This window comes from Virgisporangium aliadipatigenens (genome assembly GCF_016863615.1).
GTDB classification, from domain to species: domain Bacteria; phylum Actinomycetota; class Actinomycetes; order Mycobacteriales; family Micromonosporaceae; genus Virgisporangium; species Virgisporangium aliadipatigenens.
In genome coordinates this window covers 51,376-70,246 of sequence record NZ_BOPF01000034.1, presented here as the reverse complement: position 1 = coordinate 70,246, position 18,871 = coordinate 51,376, and the positions used below count along the sequence as shown (strand labels likewise).

Genomic DNA, 18,871 nt, shown 5'->3' with positions numbered 1-18,871 from the left:
CGGGCCGCTCCGGACCGCCCTGGGGGAAAGCGCTTTCTTCGCGTCAATCTAGGCGCACTGATTGCCGACGGTCAATGGCGCGTGAAATGTTCAGGAGATGGGGCACCGCATGCACGCACCGTCGACGGGGTGGACCCGGGCGCACTGGGAGTCCACTGTGGACACCACGCTCGCCGCCGTCCGGCCGTACGCCTCGCCGGGACACGCACTCGTCGCGCTGCCCGGCCCGCTGAGCGTCTCCGGAGCGCGGAGCGACGGGCTGGAGGGGTTCGCGCGCACGTTCCTCGCGGCCGGGTTCCGGCTGGCGCGGGAGTTCCCTGGCGACGGGACGCTCGCGCACTGGTACGCCGAGGGGATCGACGCCGGCACCGACCCGGCCTCCCCCGAGGCGTGGCCCCGCCTGGCGGACGTGCCGCAGGCCCGGGTCGAGGCGGCGTCGATCGCGATCGCGCTGCACGAGTCGCGTGCGGTGCTCTGGGACGCGCTCGACGACCGGGTCCGCGCGCGGGTGGTCGACTGGCTGGCCGAGGCCGTCGGGCGCACCGACTACCCGCAGTGCAACTGGCTCTGGTTCCAGAACGTCGTGGAGGCGTTCCTGCGCTCGGTGGGTGGACCCTGGTCGTCCTCGGACCTCGAGCGCAACATCGCGGCCACGGAGTCCTGGTACCGGGGCGACGGCTGGTACACCGACGGCCACGGCCGCCACTTCGACTGGTACGCCGGCTGGGCGATGAACTTCTACCCGCTCTGGTACTGCCGCATGTCCGGCCCCTACGTCGACGAGGCCACGTGGGCCCGCTACCGGGAACGGCTGCGCGCCTACCTCGACGGCGTCCAGCACCTGTACTCCCCCGGCGGGGCGCCGCTGCACCAGGGGCGTTCGCTGACGTACCGGCACGCGGCGCTCGCACCCGTCTGGGCCGGCGCGGTCTTCGACGCCACGCCGCTGTCGCCGGGGCGCACCCGCCGGCTGGCCAACGGCGTGCTGCGCTACTTCACCGGCGCGCGGCTGGGCGACGACGGGCTTCAGCCCATCGGGTGGCGCGGCGCCTTCCCGGCCATCCGCCAGCCGTACTCCGGCGCGGGTTCGCCGTACTGGTCCGGGAAGGCGTTCGCCGGGCTGGTGCTCGCGCCCGACCATCCCGTGTGGACGGACGCCGAGGAGCCGCTGGAGGTGGAGACCCGCGACGTGCACATGACCCTCCCGGCGCCGGGCTGGATCGTCTCCGGCACCCGGGCCGACGGCGTGGTGCGCGTCGCCAACCACGGCACCGACGGGCGCTACTACCCCGACGATCCCGGCTACGCCCGGCACGCCTACTCGACCCACGCGGGGCCGGACTACGACGACGAGGCGCGCGAGTCGCCGGTGGACAGCCACGTGGCGCTCGTCGACGCACACGGCCTCGCGTCGCACCGCTGCCCGCTGCGGCCGCTGCGGATCGAGGGGCGGGTCGGGGTGTCTCGACACCGGGCGCGCTGGGTCCTCGGCGGGCTCCCCCGCGACTTCCGGTGGCCGCCGGCCGCGCCGTCGTTCCGCGAGGGGCCGTGGCTGACGAGCGCGTCGGTGCTGCGCGGCGCGGTCGAGGTGCGGCTGGTCCGGGTGGGGACCGGCGGCCCGTGGACGCTGCGGATCGGCGGCTACCCGCTCGCCTCGGACGACGAGCCGCTGACGGTGTCGCGCGGCAGTGCGCGACGCGCGGACGGGCTCACGTCCACTGTGGAGGGTCTGATCGGCCTACCGCACGCCTCGGTGGTGCGCCGCGAGGGCGTCAACGCCTACGGCCGCCGGTCGGCCACCCCGATCGTGGCGAGCGACGGGCCGGTGCGCGCCGGCGCGCTCTTCGCGGCGGCCGTCGTGCTCGGCACCGGCGACGTCGCCCTCCCCACGGTCACCGTCGAGGGCGACGCCGCCGTGGTGCGCTGGCCGGACGGTGAGACGGACGCGGTCAACCTTTGATGCCGGTCTCCGCCACACCCCGCACGAGCCACCGTTGCAGCAGGAGGAAGACCACCAGCAGCGGCAGGATCGAGATGGCCGCCGCGATGAACAGTTCGTGGATGCGGATGGTCTGCGACGTGAGGAACGACGACAGCGCCACCTGCACCGTCCACGACTGCTGGTCCTGTCCGATGACCAGCGGCCACAGGAAGGCGTTCCAGCCGGCGATGAAGGTGATGACGGCGATCGCGGCCGTGAAGTTCAGCGAGTTGGGCATCACCACGCGCCAGAACGTTCCCCAGTAGCCGAGGCCGTCGACCCGGGCGGCGTCCTCCAGCTCCTTCGGGAAGTTGAGGAAGTACTGGCGGAACAGGAACGCCGTGAAGCCGCTGAACAACCCGGGAATGATGAGCCCGCGCAGGGAGGAGACCCAGCCGAGCGACGAGACCACCACGTAGCTCGGCACGAACGTCACCGCGGACGGGATCATCAGCGTGCCGAGCACCGCGTAGAACACCTTGTCGGCGTGCCGGTACGGGATGCGCGCCAACCCGTAACCGGCGAGCGAGCAGACCAGCAGCGTGCCGAGCGTGTGCAGGACGGCGACGAGCATCGAGTTCAGCAGGCTGCGGCCGAACGGGACGGCCGGGTCGTCGAACAGCTCGGAGACGTTCTCCCAACGCCACGTCTCGGGGAGGAACCGCCAGCCGGGCGCGGTGATCTCCGCGTCGGTGGCCAGCCCGTTTCGCACCAGCAGATAGAACGGGATGAGGAAGAGCACGGCGGCGACCGATGCCACCGCGTACGCGGCACCCGTGGTCGCCCTGCCCTTCGCGCCCTGCACGGCCATCCCGATCAGTCCTTCCGGCCGAAGCCGAGCACCCGGCCCTGGAGCAGGGTGGCCAGCATGATGAGCAGGGTGAGGATCATCGCGCCCGCGCTGCCCCGGCCGTAGTCCTGCTGGCTGAGCGCGGCGAGGTACAGCTCCTGCAGCGGCGTGCGGGCGAGGTTGACCGCGCTCGGCATGAGGTTGTAGAACTCGTCGAACGCCTGGTACGCCGCGATGAGCGTGAGCAGCACGACCGCCACCGTGGTGGTGCGCAGCTGCGGCAGCGTGATGTGGCGGAACGTCTGCCACCCCGGCGATGCACCGTCCACATAGGACGCCTCGTACAGCTCCTCCGGGATGCGCTGCAACCCGGCGAGAAACAGGATCATGTAGAACCCGAGCTGCAGCCAGAGCCGCACGGTCACCAGCGGCACCCAGTACCACGGCGGGTCGGCCGTGATGAGCCAGGAGATGTTCTCGACGCCGAAGAGTCCGAGGACGACGTTGGCCAGGCCGAAGCGCACCCCGTTGAAGATGGACATCTTCCAGATGAGCGACGCGACGACGTAGGAGCACGCGGTCGGGATGAAGAACGCCGACCGGAAGAACGCCCGCGCGAAGCTCAACCGGTGCACCAGCACCGCCATGCCCAGCGACAGCGCGACGGTCAGCGGCACGATGAACGCCGCGAAGACGGTGAAGGTGACGAGGCTGTCCCGGAACGGCCCGCTCTTCAGCATCTCCACGTAGTTGTCGAGCCCGACGAAGACGCTCGGCGTGACGGTGCTCTGCGCCTCGAAGAAGCTGAGCGTGAAGCTCCACAGGATCGGCACGTAGACGAAGACGAGCATCCCGGCGACGAACGGCCCGACGAAGAGCCAGAATGTCAGCGTCTCCGAGCGTGCCTTGCGTCGCCTCATCCCACGAGCGTCTTCAGCTCGTTCTCCACCTTGCCGACGGCGGTCGCCAGCTCGGCCCTGGGATCGGCGCCCTTGAGGAAGACGTTGCTGCACATGTCCTTCATGGCCGTCTTCATCGCCTCGGTCCAGTTGGGGTCGTCGACCCAGCCGAACTGCTGCGTGAACTTCAGCGTCTCGGCCGCCTGCCCGCTCTGCAGCTTGGTGGCCTTGGCGGCGATGCTCTTGCGCGGCGGGATGTGGAAGCCGTAGTTGAGGCTCCACTCCTCCTGGTAAGCGGTCTGGTCGATCCAGAGCCACCGCACGAACTTCTTCGCCGCCTCGACGTTCTTCGACTTGGCGCTCACGAACGTCGTCCAGCCGCCGAGGTAGATGGCCTGTGTGCCGCCGTCGAACGCCGGGCTCGGGAAGACGCCGAAGTCGTCGCCGATGGCCTGCTTGATGCCGGGGATGGCCCACATGCCCTGCCGGCTCATGGCGCACAACCCCTGGTTGAACGCCGACGGGTCCCACCAGTTCGTCGGTGCGCCGGTGAGCGTCACCTTGGCGTCGACCAGCTCCTTCACCTTGATGAGCGCGGCTACGGTCTTGTCGCTGTTGAAGCCGACCTTCTTGTCCGGCGTCAGGAAGCGCTGGCCGGTGCTGGCGAGCATCTGGTTGGCGGCCCAGTCGACCGCGTCGTCGTTGCCGAGGAAGAGGCCCTTGACGTCCTTGGTGGTCAACGCCTTCGCGGCGGCGATCAGCTCGTCGAACGTCGTCGGCGGCTTGATGCCGGCCTTGTCGAGCATGCTCTTGCGGTAGATGAACAGCTGTGGGTCGTCGATCATGCGGATGCCGTACAACTTGCCGTTGTACGTGTTGGACGCGATGTCGATCTCGCTGAAGTCGCTCTTCACGTCGGCGATGATGTCGTCGAGCGGGACGACCTGGTTGGACTTGGCCATCTGGGCGTTGAAGTGGCCCTCGAAGACGTCCGGACCGTCATCGGTCAGCAGTGAGCTGTTGAGCTTCTGGTCGTACTCGCCGGGGATCCACTGGATCGTGACGTTTGCGTCCTTGTACGCCTTGGCGAACTTCTCGGCGGCCTGCTGAGTGCCGGCCTCGCCGTACTGGTGGTACCACTGCGACAGCGACTTTCCGCTGCCGCTGCGGCCGGTGTTGGAGCCGCACGCCGCGAGGGCGGCCGCGGCCGCGACGCCACCGGCGCCGCGAAGAAGATTGCGTCGAGAAATAGCCATCTGAGCAGCTCCTGGGTCGCCGGGGGGTGGTCGGGACGCGGCCGCGCGGGGGTGAATTACGTGTTTCGATCGAGTTAAGTGAGGCGAGCGTAGAATTCCGCTACCCCTTCGTCAAGGCCTGAAAAAAAGCGTGTCCGGGCGGTTGACGCGGGGGTCGCCGACTGTGGACGCTCTGTGCCATGGCGCCCGTCATCCCGGCCGTCCGAGGGTTCGCCTTCGGCGGCGACTACAGTCCCGAGCAGTGGCCGGAAGAGGTCTGGGCCGAGGACCTGCGGCTGATGAAAGCGGCCGGCGTGAATCTCGCGACGGTCGGCATCTTCTCCTGGTCCCGCCTCGAGCCGGCACCCGGCCGGTACGAGTTCGGGTGGCTCGACCGTGTGCTGGACGGGCTCGCCGCACACGGGGTCGCGGCCGACCTCGCTACGGCGACAGCCTCCCCGCCGCCGTGGTTCAGTCACGCACACCCGGAGACGCTGCCCGTGACGCGGGACGGCCGGCGGCTCTCCTACGGCAGCCGGCAGGAGTTCTGCCCCAGCTCGCCGGTGTACCGCGAAGCGGCCGGGGCGTTGGCGGAGGCGCTCGCCACGCGCTACGCCGGGCACCCGGCCCTCGCCCTCTGGCACGTCAACAACGAGTACGGCTGCCACATCCGGCGCTGCTGGTGCGACGTGTCCGCCGCCGCGTTCCGGGAGTGGCTGCAGCGGCGCTACGGCGACCTCGACACGCTCGACGAGGCGTGGGGCACGGCGTTCTGGTCGCAGCGGCACACCGACTGGGCGCAGGTGCTGCCGCCCCGGGACTCCCCGAGCTTCGCCAATCCCACGCAACAGCTGGACTTCTACCGGTTCTCCACCGATGAGCTCATCGCCTGCTTCCGCGTCGAGCGCGACATCCTGCACCGGCTGACGCCCGGCATCCCGGTCACCACCAACTTCCTCATCGCGGAGTGGGGCGTCGACTATTGGGCGTTCGCCGAGGAGGTGGATGTCGTGGCGATGGACCACTACCTCGTCGCGGACCGCACCGACCCGTACGCCGATCTCGCCCTGGTCGCGGACCTGGCACGCTCGCTCGCCCACGGCAAGCCGTGGATTCTGATGGAACATGCGACGGGCGCCGTCAACTGGCAGCCGCGCAACCTCGCCAAGCCCCCGGGGCGGCTGCGCCGCGACTCGCTGGCACACGTGGCGCGCGGCGCCGACGCCGTCCTGTACTTCCAGTGGCGGCAGTCCCGCGCGGGCGCGGAGAAGTGGCACTCCGGGATGGTGCCGCACGCGGGAACGGAGACGAAGGTCTGGCGGGAGGTCGTCGGGCTCGGCGCGGAACTGGTCGACCTCGCGGACGTCGCCGGCAGCGAGGTCGTCGCCGACGTGGCGATCCTGCTGGACTGGTCGAGCGTCTGGGCGCAGTCGCACGAGTGCCAGCCGAGCGTGGACCTGGACCCGGTCGCGCTGACGGAGCAGTGGCACGCGGCGCTGCGTGCTTTGGGGATCACCGCCGACTTCGCGCCTCCCGCCGGCGACCTGTCGCGGTACCGGGCGGTGCTGGTGCCCGCGCTGTACCTGGTCGACGACGCCGGCGCGAAGAACCTGGGGTCCTATGTGGACGGTGGCGGGACCGTGCTCGTCGGACCGTTCAGCGGCGTCGTCGACGAACGCGACCACGTCCGCCTCGGCGGCTACCCCGGCGCGTGGCGGGACCTGCTCGGCGTGCGGGTGCAGGAGCACTTCCCGCTGCGTACCGGGGAGACGGTGGCCCTGTCGGACGGCACCCGCGGCCGCATCTGGACCGAACTGGCGACCGTCGCCCCCGACACCGAGACGCTGCTGTCCTATGTGGACGGACCGCTGGTCGGCGGCCCCGCCCTGACCAGGCGCGGCAACGCCTACTACCTCACCACGCACCCCGTGGACATCACCCCGCTGCTGCGCACCGTCGCCGCTGCCGCGGGAGTGGCGCCGGCCGCCGAGGTGCCGGCGGGTGTGGAGGCCGTGCGGCGACGGCACGCCGACGGGCGCGAGTACCTGTTCCTGGCCAACGACGGACCCGAACCGGCTGCGGTGGACGGCGTGACGGTGCCCCCCGGGGAGATGCTGATCCTGCGCGGCGGAGGAATCCGGCCGCCGGAGGCGCCGTGACCGCACGCGGACGTGGAAGCGTAGCCCCGAAGGGGCCATGCCCCCGACGGCCCGGGAAACAGACCATCGAAAAACATCGGGCCCGTGCCACCCAACACGGGCCCGATGAGCTATCGGATGCGAAGGTGCGCAGACCCGCCGATCGCGGCGAGGAATCCCTCCAGGGCGAACGTCGCCGCGCCGAGGCTCACCGGATTGCCGGCCAGCCGGCACAGCGTGATCTCGGTGGCCGCGAGCGGGCGGCGCAACGCGTGGCGGGTGACCACCTCGCGCACCTCCGCGAGCAGCGGCTCCCCGAGGCGGGCCGCCACCCAGCTGCTGAGCACGATGACCTCGGGGTTGGCGACGTTGATCATGTCGGCCACGGCAACCCCCAGGTAGCGGGCCGTCTCGCCGATCACCTTCGCCGCCACCGGATCGCCCGCCTCGTGGCCCCGCGCGAGGGCCTCGATCGTGGCGGTCTGGTCGTCGGGGTGCAGCATCGGGCTGCTCGGGTCCAGCTCGCTCAGGTTGCGCATGATGCCCGGCGCGCCGACGTACGTCTCCACGCAGCCGCGGCTGCCGCAGTGGCACGGCCGGCCGTCGATGACCAGCGTGGTGTGCCCCCACTCGCCGGCGCTGTTGGTGGCACCCCGGTAGAGCGAACCGCGAAACGCCAGCCCCGCGCCGACGCCGGTCCCCAGGTTGAGCACGACGACGTCGTCCCGCCCGCGCCCGGCGCCGAACCAGAGCTCCGCGACGACGGCCGCGCGCAGCGGATTGTCGAGGTACAGCGGCAGGTCGAGCCGTTCGGTCAGCAGGCTGCGCAGCGGAACGTCGTGCCAGTCCCAGTTGGGCGCGAAGACGGAGACGCCGCCGCCCCGGTCGACCTGCCCGGGCACGCTGACGCCGACACCGAGCACGCGCTCCGGGGCGACACCGGCCCGCTCGACCGCCGCCCGAACGCCGGAGACGATGTGCGCCACCACCTGGTCCGGCCTGTTCTCCTCGGGGTGCAGCTCCTCCTCGACGGTCGCCACGACCGACAGTGCCGCGTCGAACACCTCGACGTGCACGTAGGTCTCGGCGACGTCCGCGCCCACCAGCACACCGCCGGCGGGGTCGACGGAGATGAGGCCGCGCGGCCGGCCGCCGCCCGAGTCCTCGAAGCCGACCTCGACCAGCAGGCCGGCCTCCAGCAGCTCCCCCACCAGGTTGGAGACGGTGGCCAGGCTGAGCCCGGTCTCGCCCGCGATCTCCTGCCGGGAGACGGTGGACTCCGCGATGATGTGCCGGAGCACCTCGAAGCGGTTGGCCACCCGGATGTCGCGGGACGTCCGCTTGGCGATCTGGATCACCGTGCCTCTGGGGCTAGAGCTGGGCGGGTTTCGGGACCCACATTTGTCAACGCTTATGATAAGCAGACGACTTTGTACTGGGTCTATAGCCGCCCGGCCTAAAGCCGGCCGATGGCCGGACGGGCGGACTTCACCCGGTACATCTCGGCGTCGGCCACCCGCAACAGGTGATCCGGGTCCGACGAGCCGTCCGTCGACAGCGCCACACCGATGCTCACCCCGATCTCGACGGTGTTCCCGTCGATGACGTACGGGGCAACCAGCGCCGAACGGATCGTCCGGGACACCAGCTGCGGCGCGTCCGGATCGGTGACGCCGTTCAGCAGGACCACGAACTCGTCGCCGCCCAGCCGTGCCACTGTGTCGGACTCGCGCAGCAGGCCGGTCAGCCGGCGCGTCACCTGCACCAGCAGCTGATCGCCGGCCGCGTGCCCGAGCGAGTCGTTCACCCCCTTGAACCCGTCGAGGTCGAGCAGCAGCACCGCGAACCGGTGATCCGGCTGCCGGGCGGCCCGCAGCGCGGCCTGCCGCATCCGATCGGCGAGCAGCACCCGGTTGGGCAGGCCGGTCAGGTGGTCGTGCAGGGCCGCGTTGCGCAGGCTCTCCTGCGTCGCGTGCAGCGCGTGCACCATCGCGTCGTGGTCGAGCGCCGCCGCGAGCAGCGCACCGGACTGGTTCATCATCTCCCGGCCCGGCGGCGTGCTCGCCTGGATCCGGCCGACCGCGGCCAGCAGCCCCCAGTCGCGGTACTCCGTCTTCACCGGCACCACGAACACCACGTCCCCCACGGTGGCGTCGGCGAGCGCGAACAACGCCGGCGGCGGGAACCGGCTCACCGGCACCGTCGTGCCGACCGACGGCGTCGGCGCGCCGTCCGTGCGGAACTCGCCGACGATCTCCATCGCCGGGTCGGGCCGGAAGTGCGCCTCGTCCGGCTCGGACGCCCACAGGCCGAGGCACCCGCCGACCGCCGGGGTGCGGCGCAGCCACAACAGCGTGCGCGGGGCGCGGGCGTGCGAGCCGAGCAGTTCCTTGCCGAGTTCGTACTGGATGTTCAGGGTGGTCTGGAGGTAGACCACGTCGGCGAAGAGCGCACGGGTGTGCTCCTCCGACACCGGCAGGCCGCTCGACGGGCAGCCGCACGAGTCGCGCTGCACGAACACCGTCGGCACGTGCCGCACCTCCGGCGGCGCGTCCGGGCTGTCGACGAGGTCGGCGATCAGCCCGTACGCGGCGGCGCCGATCCGGTCCAGCGGCTGCCGCACCGTGGACAGCGACGGGTGCAGGTACATGCCGTCGGCGATGTCGTCGAAGCCGACCACGGCCAGCTCGTTGGGGAGGTGGCAGCCGGCCGAGGCGAGTCGGCGCATCAGGCCGATGGCGTTGCGGTCGGTGCCGAGCACGATCGCGGTCGCCGGCATACCGGCGGCGAGCAGCCGGTCGGCGACCTCCTCGCCGCCCTCCTCGTGGTTGTCGGGCGCGGCGAAGAGCAGGTCGGCGCGGGGCGCGATGCCGTGCTCGATCAGGCCCTCGCGGTAGCCCTCGTGGCGTTCGCGCACGTCGAAGGGGTCGAGGTTGCCGGCGAACGCGATCCGTTCGTGCCCGTGCGCGACCAGGTGCGCCACGGCCTCCCGCACCCCGGAACGGTTGTCGGCGAGGACCGAGGAGCAGTCGCCGACGTCGTCGCAGCCCACCGTCACCACGGGTTTGCCCGCGCGGCGGGCCGCGATCGCGTAGTCCTCGTCGACGGCGCCCGGCAGGATGATGAGCCCGGCGACCCGCTGCCACGCCACCGGCCGGCGGAAGTCCGGTACGCCGCTGCCGTCGGCGCTGTGCGAGCCGGGGTCGAGCGTCTGGACGGCCATCACCCGGTCGCCGTGCGCGGCCGCGGCCGCGTTGACGCCGGCGATGATCGCACCGTAGTAGTCGCCGCCGACGAACGGCGAGAGGACCGCGAACAGACGATCCCTCATGCCGTCGCGCACCTCGTCCCGCCTCACCCGCCTCCGGTCATCACCCGGTCATATCGGCACCTAGGTGGGGCGGCTTGAGGAATGCCGCAGGGAGAGCAGCGCGATGGTGCCGATGTAGCAGAGGAGCGCCAGCGCGGCGGCGAAGCCGCCGTACTCCGTGTACCACCCGGGCGCCGTGCCCGCCACGTGGGTGGGCGACGTGAGGAGCACGCCGCCACCGACGAACGCGAGCAGGCCCAGCCCGCAGGCGATCCGGGCGAGGGTGCGCCCCCGGCGGCTGCCGCGCACCACCAGCACGGCCAGCGTCAGGAACCCCGCCGACACCAGCACCGCCACGCCGACCCCGATCGCGCTCGGGTGGATCGGCCCGCCCGCGAACTGCTTGGCGAGCGCGTTGCCGTCGAAAGCGGTCGGGCTGACGACGTCCCCGAACCGGACGGCGAGCGCGACGCCGACCAGGGCGAGTGCCGCCTGAACGGCGAGCAGGCCGGCGGAAACCTTCGTCGATCTATTCACTGCGCAGTCCTCCGGGTTTCGTGAGCCGCCACAGCAGCGGCATGGTGGCAACCGTCGTCAGAAGAACGACCAGCGCCGCCGCACCCGACGTGGCACCGATCCCGGACCAGTCGAACCGCACCGGCGCGTTGGCGGCGGACTGCAGCACCGCGCCGAGCCCGGTGCCCGTCGCGACGGCCAGCACCAGCCCGAGCAGCACCGGGATCGCCACCTGGTACAGCACCGACCCGGTCAGCGTCCCCCGCCGCGTCCCGAACGCCACCAGCACCGCCAGCAGCCGCCGCCGCTCGCGCAACTGCTCGACGACGTTGACGAGCATGCTCGCGCCGATGAGCAGCAGCAGCGCCGTGGCCCCGACGAGCAGCCCCTGCCGCATGGTCACCAGGACGGCCTCGACGGTGCGCAGCTCGACCGGCCGCACGTAGGCCGACGGGTCGACGGCGGCGACGACGTTGCGGAGGCGCTCCATCGCGTCGGTGTCACCGGGATCGAGCGCGACGAAGACGTCGGCCGGCAGCGGCGTGCTGACGCCACGCACCGCACCGGGCGTCGCGAGGATGATCCCGCCGGCCTGCAGCATGTCGTCCACGGGCGGGACGGGGCGCACGCCGCCGGGCAGCGTCCACTCCTGCGTCGGCTCCTCGTAGAACGACTCCGCGAGGCCGAACGTCGTGCCGGCCGCGACCGCCGGCGCGTACTGACCGGTGACCACGAAGACGTCGCCGTCCGCGCACTCGGCGACCTTCCCGAACTGGCGCAGCACGCCGCACTCCCCGACCCGCAGGGTCATGCTGCCGCCCTGCGGGTCGACCGCGCGCAGCCACGCCGCCGTCCCGACGGCCTCGACGCCCGGGGTGCTCTTCAGGCGCGCCATCGCGGGCCCGGCCGGGTCGAGGTCGGCGAGGCGCAGCGCCGCGACGGCCTGATACCTGTCGGTCACGTGCCCGGTCTCCCGCGTGTACTGCGCCTGAACCGCCACGAGCAGCCCCTGCAGGGCGATCACCCCGGCGACCGAGACGGCGATGCCGGAGACGGCCCGCACGGCGGTGCCGCTGTCGAGCTGCAGCCGCCGCACGGCAAGCTCCCAGGCGACCCCGCCGCCGCCGAGCCGGTGCACGGTCGCCTCCACCAACCAGGGCAGCAGCAGCGCCACCCCGACGAGCAGCAGCGCCACCCCGGCCATGACCTGGTACTCGAAGCCCTCCGCCCGCTGGTCGAGCCCCTCGTGCAGCGGATACAGCAGGGCGAGGCCGGCCACCGGGAGGATCAGCCGCCACCAGAGGCGCCGCCGCCGGTCGCCGCTGCGGCGCACCACGCCGAGCGGCTCGACGACCACCCGCCGCAGCGCGGACTGCGTCACGAGCACCGCCGACACCGGAACGAGCACGATCACGAGCAGCGCCAGCAGCGGCACCGGCCGGAAGTCGGCCGGGTAGAAGCTGAAGCGTTCGGGGACGGCGCGGCCGGCCAGCGCGCCGAGGCCGAGGAAGAACAGCCCACCGGTGAGCAGTCCGAGCACGGCGCCGACGAGGGTCTCCCCGGCGGCGATCCGGCGCGTCATGACGGCGTCGGAGCCGACCAGGCGCAGCGCGGCGAGCTGCCGGTCGCGCGACTCGCTGCCGAAGCGCACCGCGGTCGTCACGAAGATCAGCACGGGCAACAGGAGCACCACGAGGCCCACGACACCGAGCAGCAGCAGCACCGGCGGAACGCCCTGCGCCACCTCCGCGTCGCCGAACGCCCGCACCCGGTAGCCGGACTCCTCCGTGAGCCGGTCGGAACCCTGGTAGAAGTACAGCTCCCCCGGCCCGCCCAGCCCGGCCGCGCCGATCGTGCCCACCACCCGCTCGCCCCACCGGCCGCGCAGCAGCGCCCCCTCCTCGGAGTCGAGCAGCCGCTTCATGGCGGGCGAGGCCACCATCTCGCCGGGGGCGAGCCGCCGCGTCACGCCGGGCGGCAGCGGGCTGCGGGCCCCTTCCGCCTGCACGAGATAGCCGTCGATCTGCCGCCCGCGGAACTCCGACTTCACGTCCATGAGCAGGACGGTGTCCTCGCCGCGCGGCAGGTCCAGGGAACGGTCCACGGCGCGGGCGCCGATCCGCGCGTCGCGGGCCGACACCACGGCCGGCACCGTCGCCGCGAACAGCAGCATCGCCACACCGAGCCCCACGCCCACGGAGATCATCGCGAGCCGCGCCACGCTCGAACGCCCGCCCGCCACGCTCAGCCGCACGCCGAGCGACAGTTCGGTGAACCAGCGCCTCACCGGGCGTACTCCTGCTCGCGCACCCGGCCGTCGCGCACCACGGCCTCGCGGTCGGAGTAGGCGGCCACCCGCGCCTCGTGGGTCACGAGCACGACCGCCGCCCCGGTGTCGCGCGCCGCCGCGATGAACAGCTGCATGACGCGTTCGCCGTTGAGCGAGTCGAGGGCGCCGGTCGGCTCGTCGGCGAAGATCACCCGCGGCCGGGTGACGAGTGCGCGGGCCACCGCGACCCGCTGCCCCTGGCCGCCGGAGGCCTGCCCGGGACGCTTGCCCGCGACGTCGGCGACCTCCAGCCGCTCCAGCCACTCGGCCGAACGCCGCTGCGCCTCCCGCCGGCCGACCCCGGCCAGCCGCAGCGGCAGCGCCACGTTTTCCAGGCAGGACAGCTCCGGCACCAGCTGCCCGAACTGGAACACGAACCCGAAGTCGGTGCGCCGCAGCGCACTGCGCGCGGTGTCCGACATCGCCGTGATGTCGCGGCCGTCGAACGTCACCTGCCCGGAGTCCGGGGTGAGGATGCCGGCGAGGCAGTGCAGCAGCGTGGACTTGCCCGAGCCGGACGGCCCCATGAGCGCCAGCACCTCGCCGGCGTACACCCGCAGGGAGGCGGAGTCGAGCGCGTGCGTGGGGCCGAAGCTGTAGGTGACGTCCTCGGCGGTCAACAACGGTTGCATGGTCTGCTCCTAACGAACCCGCGCGGCGAGCTGGTCGAGTCGTGCGGCGGTGAGCTCCAGCCAGCGCAGGTCGGCCTCCAGGTGGAAGAGCGCATGGTCACAGATGAGCTGGTCGGCCAGGTCCCCGTCGGTCTTGCGACGGGTCAGCTCCCGCATCAGGCGCAGGTGCTCGGTGCGCTGGCCGTCCAGCACGTCGGCGGCGTCCCGGCCGGTGAGCAGCGCGAGGACGACCTTGGTGTAGAGCGTGCTCTGCAGGTAGGGCTCGGGCTTCTCGGGCGTGCCGAGCCAGCCCTCCATGTCGGTGACGCCGGCCGTGGTGATCGCGTAGCGCTTGCGATCGGGGCCCTCGCCCGGCTCGGACTCGACCTCCACGAGGCCGTTCTTCAGCAGCCGGGCGAGGGTCGAGTAGACCTGGCCGTAGTGCAGGGCGCGGCCGTGCCCGAACCGTTCGTCATACGAGCGCTTCAGGTCGTAGCCGTGCCGCGGCCCGTTTTCGAGCAGCCCGAGAATCGCGTATCCCACCGACATGCCAGCGACTATACACACACTTTATACATCGTGTGTATAGCCAGCTCAGGGCAGTATGCGGCGGTCATCGTCGGGTCGACGTAGGCTCGACGGGTGGCTACCGCACCGACCTCGACCGTCACTTTTGGCACCCGGTTCGCGAGCGAGCTGGGTGAGCTGGCCGTCCCGTGGCGGGCCGCCGAGACCCCCGACCCGCGCCTGCTCGTGCTCAACGAGCCGCTGGCCGCGCGGCTCGGGTTCGACCCGGAGTGGCTGCGCTCCGCGGCGGGCGTCGGGTTGCTCACCGGCACCGTGGTGCCCGACGGGGCGACGCCGGTCGCGCAGGGGTACGCGGGGCACCAGTTCGGCGGGTACTCGCCGCTGCTGGGCGACGGCCGCGCGCTGCTGCTGGGCGAGGTGGTCGACCGCGACGACGCGCTGCTCGACGTGCATCTGAAGGGGTCGGGGCGGACGCCGTTCGCGCGGGGCGGGGACGGGCTGGCCGTCGTCGGGCCGATGCTGCGGGAGTACGTGATCAGCGAGGCGATGCACGCGCTCGGCATCCCGACGACGCGTTCGCTCGCCGTGGTGGCCACCGGGCGGCCGGTGCTGCGCGAGCAGGGGCCGCTGCCGGGGGCCGTGCTGACCCGGGTGGCGGCCAGTCACCTGCGGGTGGGGACGTTCCAGCTGGTGCGCTCCGCGGACGACCGGGCACTGATGCAGCGCCTGGTCGATCATGCGATCGCGCGGCACCACCCGCGGGCGGAGGGCGCGGTCGGGCTGCTCGACGCGGTGATCGCCGCGCAGGCGTCGCTGGTGGCGCGGTGGATGCTCGTCGGGTTCGTGCACGGCGTGATGAACACCGACAACATGACGATCTCCGGCGAGACGATCGACTACGGGCCGTGCGCCTTCATGGAGGGCTACGACCCGGCGACGGTCTACAGCTCGATCGACACCCAGGGGCGCTACGCGTACGGCAACCAGCCCATCGTCGCGGAGTGGAACCTCGCGCGTCTCGCCGAGGCCCTGCTGCCGCTGATCGACGACGACGAGGACGCGGCGGTGGAGAGGGCGAAGGCGTCGCTCGGGGCGTTCCGCGCGCACTACGCGAAGGCGTTCCTCGGCGGGATGAAGGAGAAGCTGGGGCTGCCCGAGGGGTTGGCCGACGACGTGGCCCTGCCGCTCGTGCAGGACCTGCTCGAGGCGATGCGCGAGGAGCGGGCCGACCATACGACGTTCTATCGGAAACTGGCGAGCGGCACGGAGATCATGCCCTGGCTCGGGGACTGGCACGCGCGGTGGCGGGCACTGGACCCGGACCGCGCGCGGATGGCGCGCGTCAACCCGCTCTACATCCCGCGCAACCACCTGGTGGAGGAGGCGCTCGCCGCCGCGACCGGTGGCGATCTCGTCCCGCTGGAACGCTTGCTGGAGGCCGTTTCGCGGCCGTTCGACGAGCGGCCCGGGCTCGAGCGCTTCACGGAGCCCGCCCCGCAAGACTTTGGCGCCTACCGGACGTACTGCGGCACGTAAGTCGATATCCGGCGACCATCCGGTGCATGTCGCATCCCTTTGCCGGCCGCGTCACGCTCGTGCGGGCCGCGGCCGGGTGGGGCAAGACGACCGCGGTCCGGGCCTGGCTGGGTAACGGCCCCGCGCGGTGGTTGCACGGGGGTGCCATCACCGAGGAAACGCCGCTCTGCGACGGCGTGACGGTCATCGATGACGCGCATCTCGCGGCGGGGCCGCTGCCGGCGCCGCGCGGGGACGCCCGGCTGGTGGTGATCGCGCGTTCGCTCGCCTGGCCGCAGAAGGGCCCACCGGTGTCCGAGATCGGTCCCGGGCGCCTCGCGCTCTCCACCGCGCAGGTCGGCCGGATGCTTGCCGTTCGGGACGCGGGGGTGGCCGCGCGGGTGCGCCGGCTGACGGCGGGTTGGCCCGGGCTGGTGCGCCTGGTCGGCACCGCGCTCGCCGAGGGGGCCGGCGAGGACGCGCTCTGCTTCGACTACATCCGCACCGAGGTGCTGACCGGCCTGTCGCCCGACGCGTGGCGGCTGTTGGCGGACGCCGTTCATCTGGAGGCGGTGTCGGCGCCGCTGGCGGCCGCGCTCGGGCACCGGCGGGCCGCCGCGACGGTGTCCGACCTGGCACGGCTGGGCCTGCTCGACCCGCCGGTGCCGGGCCGGGAGTGGTACCGGGTGGTGCCGTTGGTCGCGGCGGTCGCGCGGGAGTCCGCGCCGCCGCAGGCCGCCCGGCGCCGTCGGGTGCTGACCGCCGCCGTGCGCTGGCACCGCCGCAACGACCGGCTCCCGGACGCGCTCCGCCTGGCCGTCGCGGCCGGCGACCGCGCCGCCTGCGCGGAGCTGCTCCGCGACCACGGCCCCGACCTGCTCGCCGCGGGCGCGGCCGCCGACGTGGTCGAGGCGGTGTCAGAGCTTCCGGGGGAACGTCGTGAGCCGCACACCGACCTCCTTCTCGCCGAGGCGCTGGAGATCACCGGTGACGCGTCGGGCGCGTTGGCGCTGTACGCCCGGTTGGCCGCCGGGGAGGGGCCGCTGCCGGCCGCGCTCGCGTGGCGCTACGGCGTCGCCGTGTACCTGTGGGGCGACGGGCGGGACGCGTTGCGGGTGCTGCGCCGGGGCGCACTGTCCACATGCGACACCGCCGACGAGGCGCTGCTGCTGGGCTGGACGGCCGCCGCGTACTGGCTCGCGGGCGAGCTGCGCGAGTGCCGTTCGTACGCCGGGCGGGCGCACGAGGCGGCGCTGGCCGCGCGCGACGACCGGGCGCTCGCCAACGCGCACGTGGCGCTCGCGTTGTGCGCCAACCTCACCGGCGACCCCGCGCAGACGCAGACCCACTACGAACGCGCGCTGCGGCTGGCCGACGCGTCCGGCGACCCCGTTCTGGTGACGCGGGTGCGGGCGAATCTCGCGTCCTGCCTGGAACGCCAGGGCCGCCACGCCGAGGCCCTGGAACTCCTGCGCCCCGCACTGGCGCTGGCCACGCGCACGGCCCACGTCGGCATGCTCGCGATGGCGCTGTGCAACAAGGCGAACCTGCTGCGCCGGCTCGGCCGCCTGAACGACGCGGCCGCCGCGTTCGACCGTTCCATCGAAATATATCAACGGACCGGCTCGCGCAAGGTGGCCTACGCCCTCAACGGCCTCGGCGACCTGCACCGCGAGCGCGGCCGCGCGCAGGAGGCCGAGTCGTGCTACCGGCAGGCGCTGCGGGCCGCGGCCGCCGAGGCCAACCGGCAAGGGCTCGTGCCGGCGCTGTCCGGACTGGCCCGCACCGTCGCCGCCGAACGGCCCGCGCTCGCCGCCGCCCTCGCCCGGCGCGCGCTGCGCCACGCGACCGGCTCGCAGGTGGCCACGGCACGGCTGGCGGCCGGCTGGATCGCGCTGCGCGGCGGGCGGCGGGACAGCGCGCGGGCACACGCGAGCGCCGCACTGGCCGCGGCCGGGCGGCAACGGGACCGCGCCGGCCTCGCCGAGGCGCTCGAACTGCGCGCCGCCACCAGCGACCCGGCGCCGGCCCGCCAGGCGCTGGCGGAGGCGCTGGCCATCTGGCGGGACACGGCCGCGACCGTGGACGCCGACCGGGTGCGGGTCGCGCTCGGCGCGCTGCCCGAGGCGCCCCGGCTGCACCGTCTGGAGGCGCGGCTGGCCGCCGACCGGCTGCGCGCCGCGGGCGTCGCGGTCTCCGCACCCGAGCCGGCGCCGGTGGAGATCCGGGTGCTCGGCGGGTTCGCCCTCAGCGTCGGCGGTGCCCCGGTCCCGCCCGCCGCGTGGTCCTCCCGCAAGGCCCGCGACCTGCTGCGGATCCTCGTCGCCCGGCGCGGCCAGCCGGTCGCCCGGGAGGAGTTGGCGCGGCTGCTGTGGAGCGGCGACGACGCCACCGAGGAACGGGTCGGCCACCGGCTGTCCGTCGCGCTGTCCACGGTGCGCGGCGTCCTGGATCCGGGCCGGTGCGCACCGCCGGACCACTTCCTCGCCGCCGACCAGGCGACGGTGGCGCTCGTGCTCGACCGGGTGACGGTCGACGCGGAGACGTTCCTCGCGACGGCGCGGCACGGACTGCACCTCGCCGCCCGCCCGCACGCCGGCGACGGGGACGCCCGCGCCGCGCTCACCGCCGCCGAACGCGCCTTCACCGGCGAGGTCTTCGCCGGCGAACCGTACGACGAGTGGGCCCGGCCGCTGCGCGAGGAGGCGCACGCCACGTACCTGCACGTCCTGCGCGAACTGGCCACCGTGGCGCGGCGCGCGGGCGAGCCGGACGCCGCCGCGCGCTACCTGTTGCGCAGCCTCGCGATCGACCCGTACGACGAGCGTTCGCACCGCGGGCTGGTCGACGCGTTGATGGAGGCGTCCCGGTTCGGGGAGGCGATGCGCGCCCGCGACCGGTACACCGAGGCGATGCGCGAACTCGGCCTGACCGCCGCCGACGTCGGTGGGCTGCCGATCGGTCGCCGTGGTCCGCTTTCGGACAGCGCGCTTTGAGCGGGGGTTGAGCGTTGCCTGAG

Annotated in this window: 13 protein-coding genes; 4 read left to right on the top strand and 9 right to left on the bottom strand. The window is 72.9% G+C overall.

Annotated elements, in window-relative coordinates; translation table 11 throughout:
- Nucleotides 1-109: 109 nt before the first annotated feature.
- Nucleotides 110-1,960: a DUF2264 domain-containing protein gene (locus tag Val02_RS35635; RefSeq protein WP_203903700.1), complete on the top strand. Its 1,851-nt coding sequence runs from the start codon at nucleotides 110-112 to the stop codon at nucleotides 1,958-1,960.
- Here Val02_RS35635 and Val02_RS35630 read toward each other — a convergent pair.
- Genes Val02_RS35630 through Val02_RS35620 form a run of 3 tightly spaced genes read right to left on the bottom strand, consistent with a single transcriptional unit; the run spans nucleotide 1,950 to nucleotide 4,926 of the window.
- A complete protein-coding gene (locus Val02_RS35630; RefSeq protein ID WP_203903699.1) occupies nucleotides 1,950-2,792 on the bottom strand; it encodes a carbohydrate ABC transporter permease in 843 nt (280 codons plus the stop codon). The two genes, Val02_RS35635 and Val02_RS35630, sit on opposite strands and share 11 nt — an antisense overlap.
- A 5-nt stretch (nucleotides 2,793-2,797) precedes the next feature.
- Nucleotides 2,798-3,691 (bottom strand): carbohydrate ABC transporter permease, encoded by an 894-nt coding sequence (locus Val02_RS35625; protein ID WP_203903698.1) that lies wholly within the window; start codon nucleotides 3,689-3,691, stop codon nucleotides 2,798-2,800.
- Nucleotides 3,688-4,926 carry an ABC transporter substrate-binding protein gene (locus tag Val02_RS35620; protein ID WP_203903697.1) on the bottom strand — a complete coding sequence of 413 codons (1,239 nt, stop codon included), beginning with the start codon at nucleotides 4,924-4,926 and terminating at the stop codon, nucleotides 3,688-3,690. Before Val02_RS35620 ends, Val02_RS35625 begins: the two co-directional genes overlap by 4 nt.
- Before the next feature lie 179 nt (nucleotides 4,927-5,105).
- Here Val02_RS35620 and Val02_RS35615 point away from each other — a divergent pair, with 179 nt between their 5' ends.
- Nucleotides 5,106-7,064, top strand: a complete 1,959-nt coding sequence (locus Val02_RS35615) for a beta-galactosidase (RefSeq protein ID WP_203903696.1) — start codon at nucleotides 5,106-5,108, stop codon at nucleotides 7,062-7,064.
- Nucleotides 7,065-7,174: 110 nt separating this feature from the next.
- On the opposite strand, the gene Val02_RS35610 is transcribed toward Val02_RS35615, so the two are convergent.
- From Val02_RS35610 to Val02_RS35585, 6 genes are all read right to left on the bottom strand, one after another.
- Nucleotides 7,175-8,401 carry an ROK family transcriptional regulator gene (locus Val02_RS35610; RefSeq protein ID WP_239153590.1) on the bottom strand — a complete coding sequence of 409 codons (1,227 nt, stop codon included), beginning with the start codon at nucleotides 8,399-8,401 and terminating at the stop codon, nucleotides 7,175-7,177.
- A gap of 98 nt (nucleotides 8,402-8,499) precedes the next feature.
- Nucleotides 8,500-10,374, bottom strand: coding sequence for a substrate-binding and GGDEF domain-containing protein (locus Val02_RS35605; RefSeq protein ID WP_203903695.1), 1,875 nt, complete (start codon nucleotides 10,372-10,374; stop codon nucleotides 8,500-8,502).
- A 60-nt stretch (nucleotides 10,375-10,434) separates the two neighbouring features.
- Complete coding sequence (locus Val02_RS35600) at nucleotides 10,435-10,890, bottom strand: hypothetical protein (protein WP_203903694.1); 456 nt, start codon at nucleotides 10,888-10,890, stop codon at nucleotides 10,435-10,437.
- Nucleotides 10,883-13,156, bottom strand: coding sequence for an ABC transporter permease (locus Val02_RS35595; protein ID WP_203903693.1), 2,274 nt, complete (start codon nucleotides 13,154-13,156; stop codon nucleotides 10,883-10,885). Before Val02_RS35595 ends, Val02_RS35600 begins: the two co-directional genes overlap by 8 nt.
- Complete coding sequence (locus tag Val02_RS35590; RefSeq protein WP_203903692.1) at nucleotides 13,153-13,830, bottom strand: ABC transporter ATP-binding protein; 678 nt, start codon at nucleotides 13,828-13,830, stop codon at nucleotides 13,153-13,155. Before Val02_RS35590 ends, Val02_RS35595 begins: the two co-directional genes overlap by 4 nt.
- A gap of 9 nt (nucleotides 13,831-13,839) precedes the next feature.
- Nucleotides 13,840-14,358 (bottom strand): PadR family transcriptional regulator, encoded by a 519-nt coding sequence (locus Val02_RS35585; protein WP_203903691.1) that lies wholly within the window; start codon nucleotides 14,356-14,358, stop codon nucleotides 13,840-13,842.
- Nucleotides 14,359-14,451: 93 nt separating this feature from the next.
- Between Val02_RS35585 and Val02_RS35580 the strand changes: the two genes are divergently transcribed.
- Both Val02_RS35580 and Val02_RS35575 read left to right on the top strand, forming a co-directional pair.
- Nucleotides 14,452-15,873, top strand: coding sequence for a protein adenylyltransferase SelO (locus tag Val02_RS35580; protein WP_203903690.1), 1,422 nt, complete (start codon nucleotides 14,452-14,454; stop codon nucleotides 15,871-15,873).
- A 26-nt stretch (nucleotides 15,874-15,899) separates the two neighbouring features.
- Entirely contained in the window at nucleotides 15,900-18,848 is a 2,949-nt protein-coding gene (locus Val02_RS35575) for a tetratricopeptide repeat protein (RefSeq protein WP_203903689.1), read from the top strand.
- Nucleotides 18,849-18,871: the final 23 nt, after the last annotated feature.